We start from the raw sequence: 14600 nt of genomic DNA, 5'->3' as shown, positions 1-14600 counted from the left end.
ATGACCGAGTCCAATCCCCACGAGCGAATCCCCACGGACGACCGGCGCGAGCAGGCCGGAGCCACGCCCGTGCCTCGCTCGGCCGCGCGGCTGCCGATCGAGCCCGAGCGCCGCTCGCTTCGCGTGCTGTTCGTGGGATCCGTGCCCGATGATCACACGCGGATCTCGGAGATGCTGCGGAGCGTGGGCAGCCCGCTGTTCACCGTCGATCACGCCGCAGACGAGGCCTTGGCGATCGAGGCGCTGCGGACCTCCGACTACGACGCCGTCCTCTATCTCTCGCGCACCGAGCGGAGCGCCTGGTCCCGCTTCATTCGCGATCGGCGGCTGCCCGCGCTGCCGGTGCTGTTCATCGATCCCACCGGGCGCCCCCAGACCCGCGCGCTGCGACGCTCGCAGGCGATCCACGAGGGGGCGGCGGGCTATCTCGTCGACGACGAGCTCACCGGCCCCTTGATGGAAGCTGCGATCCACGGGTCCATGGAGCAGCTACGACTACAGCGAGCGGTCAACGAGGTCCAGGAGCGCTTCGCGCTCGCCGTGCGCGGCTCCAACGACGGCGTGTGGGAGTGGATGCTCGACACGGGGGAGATGCACTTCTCCCGGCGGTGGCGCGAGCTGCTCGGCTACGGCGTGGACGAGCTGTCCAACTCCTGCGACGAGTGGTTCGATCGCGTGCACCCGGCCGATCTGCTGGGGCTGCGGGCCGATCTCGACACCCACCTCGCCGGGCACAAGCCCTACCACGAGTTCGAGCATCGCCTGCAGGCCAGCGATGGGACCTACCGCTGGGTGATAAGCCGCGGCGTGGTGCAGCGCGACGCCTCGGGCATCCCCGTGCGCATGGCGGGCTCGCTCACCGATACCTCCAACTATCGCCTGCGCGAGCAGAAGCTGCTCGAGGAGAGCCGTCAGGATCCGCTGACGAACCTGCCGCGGCGCGAGCCGTTCCTCGAGCGGCTGCGCAACGCCATCGACCTCGCCAACGCCTACGAGGACTACTCGTTCACGGTGATGATGGTCGACGTCGATCGCTTCCGCTGGCTGGCCGACAGCATCGGGCACCGCGCGGCCGAGACCATGCTGTCGATCCTGGCGCGGCGCCTGGTCGCCTGCGTGCGGCCGGGCGACACGGTCAGCCGCTTCGGCGGCGACAAGTTCGCCATCTTGCTCGAGAACGTCGACGACGTGCAGCAGGGGGCGCTCATCGCCGAGCGCATCCGCCGGTCGGTGAGCGAGCCGTTCGAGGTCGAGGGGCAAACCGTTTACACGACGGTGAGCATCGGGCTCACCACCAGCCGGCGGGGCTATCAAGACGCCGAGGACGTCATCAACGACGTGGGGGCGGCGGCCAACCGCGCCAAGGAAGAGGGGCACGACCGCCTGCGGATCTTCGAGACCAAGATGCGCGACGATGCGCTGTCGAGCCTGCGCATGGAGGTGGCGCTGCGGCAGGCGGTCGATCGCAACGAGTTCGAGCTGCGCTACCAGCCGATCGTGGCGCTGGAGACCGGCAAGCTCATCGGCTTCGAGGCGCTGGTGCGCTGGCGTCATCCTCGTCGCGATCTGGTGAGCCCGGCGGAGTTCATCCCCATTGCCGAGCAGACCGGGCTCATCGTGCCGCTCGGGCGCTGGGTGCTGCGCGAGGCCACGCGCCAGCTCGCCGAGTGGAAGGCACTGCTGCCCGATGGGCGGCCGCTGAACATGGCGGTCAACCTCTCGGGGCGTCAGGTGGCGGATCCTCGGCTGATGGAGGAGATCCAGTCCCTGGTGGAGGAATTCGGGCTGGGCCCCGGCGCGCTCAAGCTCGAGCTGACCGAGAGCGTGCTGGTCAAGAACGCAGACGTCGTCAACCGGTTCATCACCGACCTGCAGGAGCGAGGGGTTCACCTGTGGGTGGACGACTTCGGCACGGGATACTCGTCGCTCAGCTACCTGCACCGGTTCCCGGTCAACGGGCTCAAGATCGACAAGGCGTTCGTGGACGCGCTCGACGGCAGCGACGGGAGCGCTGCAATGGTGCGCACGATCCTGAGCCTGGCCGAGAACCTGGGGGTCGAGGCGATCGCCGAGGGCATCGAGGAGCACGTGCAGGCCGACCAGCTCAAGGCGCTGGGCTGCGCGTCGGGGCAGGGGTACCTGTTCAGCAAGCCGCTGCCGGCCGACGAGATCCGAGTGATGCTCGAGCAGGCGTGAAGCCCGAGCGGCTCACAGGTCTGCGGTGCGCATGTACATCGGCTGCGCCAGCAGCCACAGGCTGAGCAGGCTCATCGCGATCATGCCCACCATCATCACCAGGTGCACGCGCACGCTGGCCCTTCGATCGCCGGCGTAGAGCCGCGAGACCTCGCGCTGGGCCACCACGATCCCGTACACGTGGCCGATGATCACCAGCGCGACCTGCAGGTACCAGATGCTCTCGGGTGACCACAGGGCCGACAGCGGCGCGCGAGCGGTGCCGAACAGATCGTGACCCCAGCCCAGCGGATCGCTCACCAGGCGCCGCAGCTTCGACCACTCGTAGAACACGTGGGTGGCGTTGTGGGCCAGGTGATAGAAGAGCGCGATCGGCAAGAGCGTGTGGGCGAGCTTGACGAACAGGGTGCGCCGTCCCACGTCGGAGCGTCCGCTCGCACCACGCATCGCGGCGCACATCAGCCAGTAGAGGAGCCCCGGCACCACGATGCAGGCGCCCATCATCAGCGTGAAGGTGATCGTGCCGCCGTGGGTACCCCCGAGTCCCAGCGGGTCGCCGCCCAGCCACGCCGCCTGCTGGTCGATGAGCCAGCCGCGCAGCGCCGTCTCGCTCTCGCGCCACACCGGCACCATCGCGGCCCCATGAAAGGCCGAGACCACGAACACGAGCAGGGCGAGGTAGGCCTCGTCGCGCCGGGCCCGGTGGGGCTGCAAGAGGTCGGCGCCGCTGCTGCGCACGCGCAGGCCGATGTTGTCGTGGGGGCAGCTCTTGACGCACTCGGTGCACAGCGTGCAGTACTGATTCTCGTTCATCGCCCCCATGAATTCATGGGTGGGGCAGGGCAGGCCCACGCCCTCGCGTCCGTGGAAGCAGTCGCGGGTCTTGCAGCCCTTGCGGCACAGCTCCGAGTCGCGGCGGCGCAGCTCGAGCATGCCCATCAGCGAGTACTGGCCGCTGACGCGGCCCACGAAGCACACGTAGCGGCACATCGCCTTGCGCTCGTAGACCACCAGGAGCACCCATGACAGCACCACCATCCCGATCGCCAGCATCGAGGTGAGCCACGGACGGTTGGCGGCGTCGTAGACGATCTCGAGCCACGTGACCAGCGCGAACATGACGATGGCCGGCCACATCCACAGCGTCAGGCGCGGGTACTTGCGGCGCAGCGAGGCCACCGGTCGGGTGCTCGTGAGCGAGCGCCGCATGATCCAGTCGGGAATCGCGGTCCACGGGCACAGGAAGCACCACGTGTTGCCGAGGAAGAGCACCAGGAAGATGAGCCCGATCCACCAGATGTTCCAGGTGAGCACGGGGGCGAGGTTGCGGCCGGGTTCCTGGCTGCCCACCAGGCCGATCACGATCACGGCGAGGAACACCAGCACGACCGGGATCTGGAATGCCGGCTGGAACCATCGGCTCTTGATCGCGCGGTCGAGCCAGCGCCAGCGGGTCAGCTCGAAGTACCAGTGGTTCCGGGCTCGCGAGCGCGAGTCCCTGGGGCCGCCGCGGCGCTCGAGCAGCACGAACGACAGCAGCAGGATCAGCGCCGAGGCGGCGTAGAACACCTCGTTGGGGATCCCGGGCATCAGGTGCACATAGGCCTTGGTCTTGACCGTGCGCGCGTCCTGGAACTTGTCGGGGTCGAAGAAGCCGCCGCGATCGAACGCGTCGTAGACCCTGGGATCGAGCCCCACCTCGACGTCACCTTCGCCCTCCAGCACCAGGGCGCCGGTCTTGGTGCGCTTGGTGCCGAAGCGATCGACTCCGTCGATCGACTCGACCGCGGGCATGGGCGGGACCTCGGGGGTGATGTCCTCGACCGCGGGCATGGGCGGGACTTCGCCCTCGCTCGGGCGCTCGGGGGTGATGTCCTCGATCTCGGGCATGGGCGGGACCTCGCCCGCACCCTCGCCCGCTCCTTGCTCTGGCCCGGGGGGCTCGGCCAGGGCGAGGTGGACCTTGAGGATTGCGCTGGCATGATCGCGAGCGGCGACCTCCTCGGACGCGATCCACGAAAGCCCCACCAGCGCCAGCACCACGACGAAGGCGCGGGCGAAGCGACCGCCTCGCAGGAGCGTCAGCGGGTCGTCATCGGGCGCGGGCGCCGATTGCCCCAGCACCGGCAGGCGGCGGCTCATCCGGAGACCTCCACCAGCTCGATCACGTTGGGCGCACGGCGGTAGGTGGCGGGGTCGGCCGGGTCGACGGCCGGGGCCAGCGGAGGTCCGGCGCCGAGGTCGGTGACGCTGGCCGTCATCGTGCATGGATCGTCGATGCCCTGCAGCTCCGCCCACAAGATCCGGCCGAAGCCCGGTCCGCTCGTCGGCGGAATGAACGGCCCGACTCCGATCGCGAGGTGCTCGCCATCCGGCGCGACCGCGATCGCGAACGGCTCGAGCGGCTCACCGCCGTCGTCGACCAGGTGGGCCTGGATGTCGGCCAGGGGACCGCAGATCTCGAGCTCCGAGGCATCGCCGCGCTCGACGGCCACGAACACGCCACGGTTGCCCGAGGCCGAGATCGCCCCGCTGGCGAACACCCATGCATCACGACCGGGCAGCGCGGCGATCTGGGCGAGCTGCCAGTCGTCGCCGGGGAGGTTGGTCACGCCTCGAACCACGCAGCCGGCGGCGAAGCGCCACAGCCGGCCCGGGCCCAGGACATCGAGCGGCGTGGGTCCTTCCGCGACCACCAGGCCTCCCGTCGTGTCGGGCGCGAGGTAGCGGACCCGGCGATTCGAGACCGAGCCCGGGATCTCGCACAGCGCTCCGGAGAAGGTCGCTGCCGCTTCGCCGGGCGAGAGGCCCGTCAGCGCGCCGTGCTCGAGCCACGCGACGGCCTCGTTCCCGTCGCAGGCGACCGCCAGCTGGCCCGGGCCGAGCGCGATCATCCGTGCTGCGCCGTTGCAGGGCCCTCCGTCGAGCGCATCGAGCGGCACCACGCCCACCCCGCCCGCCGGATCCGCGGCATCGAGCACGAGCAGCTCCCCGGGCTGCGTCCACGCGTCCTCGGCGGAGAACAGATTGTTGGCGAACACCGCGACCACGAGCTTGTCCTCCACCGCGGTCACGAAGATCGGCTCGAGGCGCTCGAGCGGGACCGCCGTGACCCCGCTGAAGGTGCCCCCGTTGAAGAACGCCGAGGCATCGACGCGGTCGCCAGCCGCACGCTCCGCAAAGAACTCGAAGGGGAACGAGAGCAACGTACCGCGCTCGGGGGTCGGGTAGTGACCGGCCACCACGTGCAGATGGCCCCCGGCCACGGCCACCCCGAACGGCTCGTCGAGGCGGTCCCCGCCGTTGTCACCCAGGCCGCAGCCCGAGCACTCGTTGGGCTTGAGATCGAGATCGATCGAGCCGCGGTAGACCACGCCCTCGGGATCGTCGGGGGATAGCAGCTCGATCCGGTCGTCGAGCGTCTGGCTCACCACCACCAGCGTGCACGTGCCCTGGCTGCACCCCAGCATCTCCCCCTCCGGGATCACCGGCACGTCCATGGGGTCGACGCCGGTGGTGGTGTCGGCCGGAGGGTTGTCGGGCAGGCAGCCGCCGGTCCACCCGAGGACCAAGAGCCCTACCCACGCTCGGCACCCGCGCCGCACGCCGACACGGTAGCAAAGAACCGGGTCTCGGGGCCCGGTGCCCCGCGAGATCGGGGCTCAGCGCCGCCCCAGCGCCACCTTCATGAGCAGCAGGGCCTCGCGGCCCGCGTTGGCGACCAGCTGGCTCTCCTCGGGCTCGTCCTCGACGCCCACGAGCCCCTTGGAGCCGATGGTGAAGTCGTGGCTCAGGGTGCGGCCCTTGAGCTGGTCGAGGAACGCGGGCTCGGTCAGCTCCACGTTGCCGCGGTAGTCGTAGACCTTGACGCGGCTGATCGCGCCCCGGGCATCGACCCCCACGCCGACCTCGAGCGTGAGCACGCCACCGTCGAGGATCTTCGGCTTGGTGCGGGGATCGATGAAGATCGCCACGCCCAGGAGGTCGCCGGCCGCGTCGTGGGCCACGTAGAACTCGGGCGCCTTGTCCTCGGGGTAGAGCGCGAAGCCCAGGGCCTTCTCGAGCAGCTCGACTTCTTCCTTGGCGTACTGGTAGCGCTTGATCTTCCAGGCCGTCGGATCGGCGTCGGGAAACAGCTTCATCAGGTTGCGGTGGGTCACGGCCCAGCTACCCCACTTGGCGAGGTGGGCCTCGGCCGGGAGCGCGCTCAGGCTCAGCAAGGCCAGGGCAACGGCGGCGAACCACGTGCGAGTCACGAAGGCAACCATCGGTGATGGCCGCGCTGGCGTCAACCGAAGGCAGCAGTGGCCGCGCCACGAGGTCGCGCGGTGCGACCGCGCGACGCAGCGCCGCCTCGGATGGCCACGCTGGAGCCAACGCTCACATCAGAAGTCGGCCACCGCCTCGAAGCCGAACAGGTCGTTGGCGATGCGATTGCCGCGGCCGCCGTCTTCGAGCACGAACGTGTACTCGGCCTTGAGCATGAGCCGGGGGACCACGGGAAGCCGCAGCCCCACCGTGTGTCCCTGCAAGGTGGTCTCGCCGCGGTAGTCGAAGCTGGACAGGTCCACGCGCAGCGGCACGCCGTCGACGATCCCCGGTACGACCAGATCGGGATCGGCATGGTCGAAGCGATACTGCACCATCAGGCCGGGTAGCCGCGTTCGCTTGCGCACGAACAGCGGCTGCGAGATCTGGGCATAGCCGCCCAGCATGCGTCGATCGGCATGCGTCGTCTCGTCGACCGCGTGGTCGACCCCGAGCACGAGCTCGCCCCGCAGCGATGGCAGCGGAACCCGGCTGCCGATCGCCTCGGAGAGCCGCAGATCCACGTGCCCCCCTGCGCGCCAGCTGGGCGCCTGGTCGAGCTCGGCCGTGGTCTGGCCGGGCTCGGGCACCGCCGGCTCGGGGTGCTTGGCGAACACGAACGAGCCACCGAGGTCGAGCGAGGGGATGGGGAACGTCCGGACCCGAGCCACGAACGCCTTGTTGGCGTTGTTGTCGGGCGCGATGCCGAAGAAGCCGGCGTTGATCGGAAGCGGCTCGGGGACGGTGGCGCTCGGATCGTCGCGCTCGGCCGGCCGCAGACGGCGAGCGCACGACGGCGCCGGGAAGTTGGGCTCGTAGAGCGAGGCGAGGAAGCGGGTCTGGGTGCAGGGGTCCCCGTTGACCATCGCCAGATCGATCTGGATCGGTCGGATCGGCGAGTGCTCGCGAAACGTCGGCTTCCACTCGAGCGCCACCCCCACGTCGTTCCAGGTGCCGGGGTAGACGCGGTTGGAGGTCATCGAGCGTGGCCGCGAGATGAACCAGTTGGCCGGCGAGGCGTGCTCCTCGTCCTCGAGCCCGAACGGCACGATGAACACGCCGCCGGTGATCTTGAACCCCTCGCGAAACCACCGGGGCGTCGAGCGGGCGGTCGCGAACGGGTTGACCTCGAGCGCCGCGGACTCGAAGAAGAGCCGACGGTTGGCCTGGGCGATGATGTCGGGCTGCGATGCGGTGATCTGGGTCTGTGGGATCGACAAGAACTCGACCGCCATGCGTGCGTGGACCATGTCGGCGTAGATCGGCGCGCCCACGTAGAGCGTGGCCGAGCTGACGTCGAAGAAGGGCATCGGGCGCAGGCGCTCGAATTCCCCGCTGGGCTCGCGCGCGAGCGTGTTGCTGCGGGTGGCCACGAAGAAGTTGGCGGCCACGTAGCCGCGGATCTGCAGCAGGCCTCCCGCGGGTCCGGTGTCCTCGAGCTTGCCGGGGTCGAAGAAGCTGCCGCCCTCGGAGCCCGCGGGCGGGCGCTCGGGGGAGGGACGCGTGCGATCGACCCACCGCCGGGTGCTCGGGCGAGGGGGGAGCTCCTCGATCTCGGGCATCGGCGGAGCCTCGGCCTCGGGCTCGGGCTCGGGTGGCGCGGTCTCGTCCTCGTCGAGCCCTGGATCGAAGAACGTGCCATCGCTGGGGGCGCCCTCGCTCGGGGGTGGCGTCTCGCTCGCGGGCGGTTCCGGCTGCCCATCCACGGCGGGAGCGGAAGGCACGGTGGGAGCGGAAGGCGAGGCCGGGCCGGCGGTGCTCGCGTCCTCCGCGAGCGGCGGCTCCGTGGCAAGCGGATCCGGCGAGCCCGGCTCGACCACCGAGAGGCCGAGCACGGACACCAGCGAGAGCAGGGGGGCCAGCATGGAGGAACGGGACTGTACCCCGGTGGGCGGGGCTCCGCACGGCCCGGCCTCGCCAACGGTTTGCTAGACTCCCGCCCGATGATCGGTCGACGCGCGCGTGGGATCGTCTCGATGGTGGTGCTGGGGCTCGTCGTGGGCTGCGGCGGTGAGTCGAAGCCGGTGAGCGACGGCACCATGATCACTCCGTACCTCGCCATCGGAGAGACACTGGCCGCGGATCGGGTCGAGGGGCTCCCCGAGCTCGGCGCTCACGTGATCGAGGCCGCCAAGACCCACGAGGGCAAGCCCGGGGTCGATGCCATGGTTCAGGGAGCGGCCCGCGTGGGATCGCCCGACATCGCGACCGCCCGCCTGGCGTTCAAGAAGATGAGCGACGGCATGATCGAGTACCTACGGTCCAGCGCCGACGGTCGGGCGGGCTTGGTGATCGTCCACTGCACCATGACCTTCGATGGCAAGGGAGGCCTGTGGGTGCAGAAGGACGGCAAGGTCATGAACCCCTACGAAGGCGCGATGATGCTCCACTGCGGCGACGAGCTGTCGTGGAGCGATGCGGTGCCACCGACTTGAGTGCGGGCCCGAGCGCGTGGCCGCGTCATGCCGGCGTGGGCTCGCGGCGTCGAGCCAAGCGCACGGTGAAGAGGGTTCCCGCCGCCTCGCTCGACTGCACCTCCACCCCGCCGCCGTGGGCCCGGGCGATCTGCTCGGAGATGAACAGCCCCAGCCCGAGCCCCGTGGACTTGGGCGAGCGCTGGTGGCGACGGCGGAACGGCTCGAAGACGGTGGGCAGCATGTCCGGCGGGATCGTGCCGTGATTGTGCACCTCCACCACGAGCTCGCGCTCGTCGCCCTCGATCGACACCGACACCGGCTCATCGAGAGCGCCGTGGTCGAGCGCGTTGGCGATGAGGTTGGAGAACAGCTGGTGCAGCCGGTGCTGGTCGCCGAGGATCGTGCAATCCCCGGAGCTCGTCACCGCGACGTGCCCTCGCTCCGAAGGTCCCGCCACCAGCTCCTCGAGCGTGCTACGGATGATCTGTGCCACGTCGAGGCGATCGCGCGACTGCACGAATCCCACGCCTCCGGCCAGCCGTGCCCGCGTGAGATCGAGCAGCTGATCGATCATGCCGGTCATGCGGCGCCCGGCCGCGAGCATGCGGCGCAGCGTCTGCCGCTCCAGGTCGTCGCGAGCCCGGCCGACCAGCAGCTCTGCACCGGTCATCATGGCGCTCAGCGGGTTGCGCAGGTCGTGGCCGAGCGTGCCCACGAACATCTCGTTGAGGCGCAGGACCTCGGCGAGCGCCTTGCGCTGGCGGTGCAGCTCCAGGAACACGTCGGCCTTGCTGCGGAGCACGTGGGCATCGATCGGCTTGAACAGGAAATCGACGGCGCCGGCCTCGTAGCCCGCGAACACGCGCTGGTGGTCGTGCGAGCCGGCCGTGACGAAGATGATGGGCACGTGCCGCGTGCGCTCGGTGCTGCGCATCAGCTCGGCGAGTTCGAAGCCGTCCATGTCGGGCATGCGTACGTCGATGAACGCGAGCGCGACGTCGTGCACGAGCAGCAGCTCGAGCGCCTCCGCCCCCGAGCGCGCCAGCAGCACCTCGAGTCCGTCGCGTCGCAGCAACGCCTCGAGCGCGACGAGGTTGCCCTCGATGTCGTCCACCACGAGGAGTTCGATCGTCTCGGTCATCATCCCAGCCTCTGGTAGATCCGATCCTCGGTCACGAGCTCGGCGAACGCGGCGGCGTGCCGCGAGAATCGGAGCGACTCCTGGGAGCCCAGGCCCACGAACCCCTTGCGGCACAGCGAGTCGAGGAACACGCCGACCGCGCGATCCTGGAGTTCGCGCTCGAAGTAGATGAGCACGTTGCGGCACGAGATCAGCTCCACCTCCGCGAACGCGCTGTCGGTGGCGAGGCTGTGGTCGGAGAACAGGATCGACTCCTTGAGCGAGCGGTCGATGATCGCCGACGAGTAGCGCGCCATGTAGTAGTCGGACAGGGACGCCTTGCCCCCCGCCAGCAGGTAGCTCTCGCTGAACCGTGCAAAGCGCCCCAGGTCGAACACGCCGTCCTCGGCGCGCCGCAGGCTGTCGGGGTGGATGTCGGTGGCGTAGATGAGCGTGCGCTCGAGCAAACCTTCCTCGGCGAGCACGATCGCGAGCGAGTATGCCTCCTCCCCCGTCGCGCACCCCGGCACCCACACCTTGACGGTGGGGTAGGTTGCCAGGTAGGGCACGACGACCTCCCGGATCGAGCGGAAGTACGAAGGATCGCGGAACATCTCGCTCACCTGCACGGTGAGGTAGCGCAGCAGCACCGGGAACACCTCCGGCTCGTGCAGCAAGCGCTCCTGCAGCCGCGAGATCGTGCCGCACCCGAAGTGGACGAGCGCCGCCCTCACCCGCCGCCGCAGCGAGACCTCCGAGTAGCAGCGAAAGTCGTAGTGGTACTCGTGGAAGATCGCCTCGAGCAGCAGCTGGAGCTCGATGCCGGTGTCGCCGTGCGTCGTCACTTGGGCATCCATACGCGAGCGAGCGACAGGAGCTTGTCCACGTCGAGGGGCTTGGCGATGTAGTCGTTGGCGCCCGCAGCGAGGCAGCTCTTGCGATCGTCGGCCATCGCCTTGGCCGTGAGCGCGATGATCGGGAGCTTGGCGAGCTCTGGCTGCCTGCGGATCTCTCGGGTCGCCTGCAGTCCGTCCATCTCGGGCATCATGACGTCCATCAGCACGAGGTCGACCCCGGGGTTGGCGGCGAGGTGCTCGAGCGCCTCGCGGCCGTTGCGTGCGATCTCGACGGTGGCGCCGGTGGGCTCGAGCACGCTGGTGAGCGCGAACACGTTGCGGACGTCGTCCTCCACCACCAGCACGCGCCGGTCCTCGAACACCCGGTCGCGGTGGCGAACGTCGCGCAGCATTCGCTGGCGATCCGGAGGCAGCTCGGTCTCCACCTGGTGGAGGAACAGCGTGACCTCGTCGAGCAGCCGCTCGGGGGAGCGCGCGCCCTTGATGATGATCGAGCTCGAGAACCTCCGCAGCTGCTGTTCCTCCTGCCGCGACATCGAGCGGCCGGTGTAGACGATGACCGGCGGGAACGCGTACTGCTCCTCTCGCGACATCTCCTCGAGCAGCTGCAGGCCGCTGCGGTCGGGCAGCGACAGGTCGAGCACCATGCAGTCGAAGGTGGTGGATCCGAGGCGCTCGAGCGCCTCGTGGGCCGTGCCCACGGCCACCGTCTGGACGTCGTCGGCGTCGAGCAGACGGCAGATGCTGTCGCGGTGAACGTCGTCGTCCTCCACCACGAGCACGCGCCGGAGCTTCTGCGAGATCTTGGCCTCGAGGCGCTCGAGCGCCGCCGCGAGCTGTGCTCGCGCGATCGGCTTGACGGCGTAGCCGGTCGCGCCCATCTCGAGCGCTGGCTGGATGGAGTCGGTGGCCGAGACGATGTGCACGGGGATGTGGCGCGTGGCCGAGTCGCGCTTGAGCGCGTCGAGCACCGTGAGCCCCGAGCGATCGGGCAGCAGCAGGTCGAGCACGATCGCGCTCGGCCGGTGCTGCGCAGCCAGGCTGAGCCCTTCCTCGGCGGTGTGGGCCACGAGGACCATGAAGTCGAGCTCGCGGGCCAGGTCGGCGACGATGGTGGCGAACTCGGGGTCGTCCTCGATCACGAGGATCGAGCGGGACTTCGGGGAGACGCGGCTGCGGTCGTCGACCGCCGCCACCGCGCTCGATGCGTCCGTGGGGGTGGTGGCTCGGCTCGTGCTCGGCGGCGGCCGCGGGCTCGTGGGGGGCGGCCGCGATTGCGCCCTCACGGCGGCCGCAGGGCTCGGGGGCGTCGCGTTGGCCTGCGTCGGCCCATGACGCACCGGGATGACCAGCGTGAACGTGCTGCCTCGCCCGGGGGCGCTGTCGAGCTCGATGTCTCCGCCGAGCAGCCGGGCGAGGTCGCGAGAGATCGACAGCCCGAGGCCGGTGCCGCCGTACTGGCGGGTGCTGTTGCCGTTGGCCTGCCGGAACGCCTCGAAGACGAGCTCGTGCTGCTCGGCCGGGATGCCGATGCCGGTGTCGCGCACTTCGAACGCGACCCGATCGTGGCCGAGCGGATGTACGTGCAGCGAGACCCCGCCGCTCTCGGTGAACTTGATCGCGTTGGACAGCAGGTTCCTGAGGATCTGCTGGAGCCGCGTGGGGTCGGTATGGATGGTCTGCGGGGTGCCCGATGCGACCGAGACCTCGAGCTCGAGCTGCCTGTCCTGGGCGAGCGGGCGCAGCGTGTGCGCGAGCTCGTCGACCTGGCGCCTGGGGGAGACCTCCACGGGGCGCACGTCGAGCTTGCCGGCCTCGATGCGCGACAGATCGAGGATGTCGTTGATGAGGTTCAGCAGGTCGTTGCCCGCCGACTGGATCGTCTGCGCGAACTTGATCTGCTCGGGGGTCAGGTTGCCCTCGCGATTGTCGATGAGGAGCTTGGCCAGGATGAGCGAGCTGTTGAGCGGCGTGCGCAGCTCGTGGGACATGTTGGCCAGGAACTCGGACTTGTAGGTGCTGGCGCGCTGCGCCTCGGCCCGAGCCCGCACGAGCCCGTCACGCTGCTTCTCGAGCGCCTGGGTCTGCTGCTCGAGCTGGGCATTGACGTGCTCGAGCTCGGTCTGCTGGCCCTGCAGCCGCTGCTGCGAGGTCTGTAGGGCCCGACTCTGCTGCTCGAGCTCCTCGTTGGTGACCCGCAGCTCCTCTTGCTGGGTCTGCAGTTCGTGGGCCTGGCGCTGGGTTTCTTCGAGCAGGTCCTCGAGCTCGGTGCGCAGCTTGGCCGAGCGCAGCGCGATCCCGATCGGCTCGGCGCTGCGTCGCAGCAGCTCGATGTCGTGGGGCTCGATCGGGTGGAAGAACCCGAGCTCCACGACGGCGTTGTTCCTGCCGTCGGCGTAGGTCGGCACGAGCAGCAGGTGGCCGGGCGCGCTGCTTCCCAGGCCCGAGGAGACCAAGAAGTAGCCCTCGGGCACGTTGGTGACGTGCAGCACCGACTCGTGCTCGAAGGCCTGCCGCGTGAGGCCCACGGGCGTCCTGGCCGCGGCCGCCTTCGACAGCCCGTAGCCACCCACGAGCCGCAGCTGATCGCGGTCGGCAAAGTACACCGCGCCCACCTGCGCCTGCAGGTGGTGCGCGAGGAAGGCGACGATCTTGTCGGCCAGCCGCGTCACGTCGTGCTCGCCCTGCATCTGCTGCGCGAGCCTGGTCTGTCCGGTGCGGATCCAGGCCTCGACCCGCTGCTGGCGGAAGTCCCTGGACGACAGCAGCGCCGCGGTCCCGATGAGGCACAGCAACATGGTCGCGCCCCCGAGGACCACCACCGACGACCACCAGGTCGCATCGCGCCACTGCCGTGTGTGGAGCCCCAGTCGCGAGCGCTCGGTCTCTCGGATCTCCGCGAGCTGCTTGCGCAGGCCCTTCATGAGCTCGCGGCCCTGGTGGGTGCGGATCATGGCCAGCGCGTCTTGTTGATGACCGGATCGGGAGAGCTCGATCCCGCGTGCGAGCCGGTCCATGCGCTGGGCGGCGAGCTGGGCCGCCGCCTCGAGCCGCTCGAGCTGTGCTGGCTGTCGTGCCAGAGCCCGGCGCGCCTGCTCGAGTTCTCGGGGCAGGGCCACGACCGCAGCGTCGTAGGGCTCGAGGTAGCGCCCGTCACCGGCCAGCAAGTAGCCACGCTGGCCCGTCTCGGCCTCGGTGATCGTGGACAGCAGCGACTCGAGCGTCATCGAGACCTCGAGCGTGTGGGCCATCCGCTCGGCCCCCTCGGTCCGATTGTGCAGGGTCTCTTGCGAGATGAGGGCGATCCCGACGACGGCGAGGATGGCCGCGGCGAAGCCCGCGAGGGACTTGGGGGGCAGCGACGCACGGAGCCCCTTGCCCGGCCGGTGCGCCTGGGGGAAGCGGGGAGGATCGTTGTCGATGCGGTGGCTCATCGGCTCGCTCTCGTGTTGCCCTCACCGACGAGCCACGCCGAGCGTGCCGTCGTTGGCGAGGCGAGGGCACTGCGAAGGCGAACGAGGAAAGGGCCGCTGCGGCCCGACGGAAACCGCGTGTTGTGACGACGAGTCGGCAGGCTAGCCCGCAGTGACTCGATGCGCAAGCGCGCCAGGTCGTCGATGCAAGCCCTACGGCGGCGGACTCGCGGCTCGTCTCGGGTTCTCGCCGACGTGTGATTCCCCGACGATGCAGTGAACGAGTGTT

Annotated in this window: 9 protein-coding genes; 2 read left to right on the top strand and 7 right to left on the bottom strand. The window is 69.7% G+C overall.

The genetic code is table 11. The features are described 5' to 3' along the window. On the top strand, positions 1-2196 hold the full coding sequence (locus OEB96_RS14935) for a putative bifunctional diguanylate cyclase/phosphodiesterase (protein ID WP_266216467.1): 2196 nt from the start codon (positions 1-3) through the stop codon (positions 2194-2196). A gap of 12 nt (positions 2197-2208) precedes the next feature. Here OEB96_RS14935 and OEB96_RS14930 read toward each other — a convergent pair whose 3' ends face one another. From OEB96_RS14930 to OEB96_RS14915, 4 genes are all read right to left on the bottom strand, one after another. Further along, positions 2209-4338 (bottom strand): 4Fe-4S binding protein, encoded by a 2130-nt coding sequence (locus OEB96_RS14930; protein WP_266216466.1) that lies wholly within the window; start codon positions 4336-4338, stop codon positions 2209-2211. Then, positions 4335-5768 carry a hypothetical protein gene (locus OEB96_RS14925; RefSeq protein WP_266216465.1) on the bottom strand — a complete coding sequence of 478 codons (1434 nt, stop codon included), beginning with the start codon at positions 5766-5768 and terminating at the stop codon, positions 4335-4337. The genes OEB96_RS14930 and OEB96_RS14925 overlap by 4 nt, the downstream gene beginning before the upstream one ends. A gap of 90 nt (positions 5769-5858) precedes the next feature. Further along, positions 5859-6452 (bottom strand): hypothetical protein, encoded by a 594-nt coding sequence (locus tag OEB96_RS14920; RefSeq protein ID WP_266216464.1) that lies wholly within the window; start codon positions 6450-6452, stop codon positions 5859-5861. A 129-nt stretch (positions 6453-6581) separates the two neighbouring features. Beyond that, the gene (locus OEB96_RS14915) at positions 6582-8369 is read right to left on the bottom strand and encodes a hypothetical protein (protein WP_266216463.1); all 1788 of its coding nucleotides are present in this window, start codon (positions 8367-8369) and stop codon (positions 6582-6584) included. Between the two features lie 78 nt (positions 8370-8447). Between OEB96_RS14915 and OEB96_RS14910 the strand changes: the two genes are divergently transcribed. Continuing rightward, entirely contained in the window at positions 8448-8939 is a 492-nt protein-coding gene (locus OEB96_RS14910) for a hypothetical protein (RefSeq protein ID WP_266216462.1), read from the top strand. A 25-nt stretch (positions 8940-8964) separates the two neighbouring features. On the opposite strand, the gene OEB96_RS14905 is transcribed toward OEB96_RS14910, so the two are convergent. The 3 genes from OEB96_RS14905 to OEB96_RS14895 are packed head-to-tail and all read right to left on the bottom strand — an operon-like array spanning position 8965 to position 14332. Then, positions 8965-10065 (bottom strand): hybrid sensor histidine kinase/response regulator, encoded by a 1101-nt coding sequence (locus tag OEB96_RS14905; RefSeq protein WP_266216461.1) that lies wholly within the window; start codon positions 10063-10065, stop codon positions 8965-8967. After that, positions 10062-10886 (bottom strand): CheR family methyltransferase, encoded by an 825-nt coding sequence (locus tag OEB96_RS14900; protein WP_266216460.1) that lies wholly within the window; start codon positions 10884-10886, stop codon positions 10062-10064. Before OEB96_RS14900 ends, OEB96_RS14905 begins: the two co-directional genes overlap by 4 nt. After that, positions 10883-14332, bottom strand: a complete 3450-nt coding sequence (locus OEB96_RS14895; RefSeq protein WP_266216459.1) for a response regulator — start codon at positions 14330-14332, stop codon at positions 10883-10885. Before OEB96_RS14895 ends, OEB96_RS14900 begins: the two co-directional genes overlap by 4 nt. Positions 14333-14600 lie beyond the last annotated feature (268 nt).

It is taken from the genome of Paraliomyxa miuraensis (assembly GCF_026337845.1).
GTDB lineage: Bacteria > Myxococcota_A > Polyangia > Nannocystales > Nannocystaceae > Paraliomyxa > Paraliomyxa miuraensis.
The sequence above is the reverse complement of the archived record's forward strand: the minus strand, read 5'-3'. Positions and strand labels throughout refer to the sequence as shown.

Coding starts and splice junctions, on each gene's coding strand:
- OEB96_RS14895 (WP_266216459.1), bottom strand. CDS start 14,332: ATGAGCCACCGCATCGACAACGATCCTCCCCGCTTCCCCCAGGCGCAC.
- OEB96_RS14910 (WP_266216462.1), top strand. CDS start 8,448: ATGATCGGTCGACGCGCGCGTGGGATCGTCTCGATGGTGGTGCTGGGG.
- OEB96_RS14915 (WP_266216463.1), bottom strand. CDS start 8,369: ATGCTGGCCCCCCTGCTCTCGCTGGTGTCCGTGCTCGGCCTCTCGGTG.
- OEB96_RS14905 (WP_266216461.1), bottom strand. CDS start 10,065: ATGATGACCGAGACGATCGAACTCCTCGTGGTGGACGACATCGAGGGC.
- OEB96_RS14935 (WP_266216467.1), top strand. CDS start 1: ATGACCGAGTCCAATCCCCACGAGCGAATCCCCACGGACGACCGGCGC.
- OEB96_RS14930 (WP_266216466.1), bottom strand. CDS start 4,338: ATGAGCCGCCGCCTGCCGGTGCTGGGGCAATCGGCGCCCGCGCCCGAT.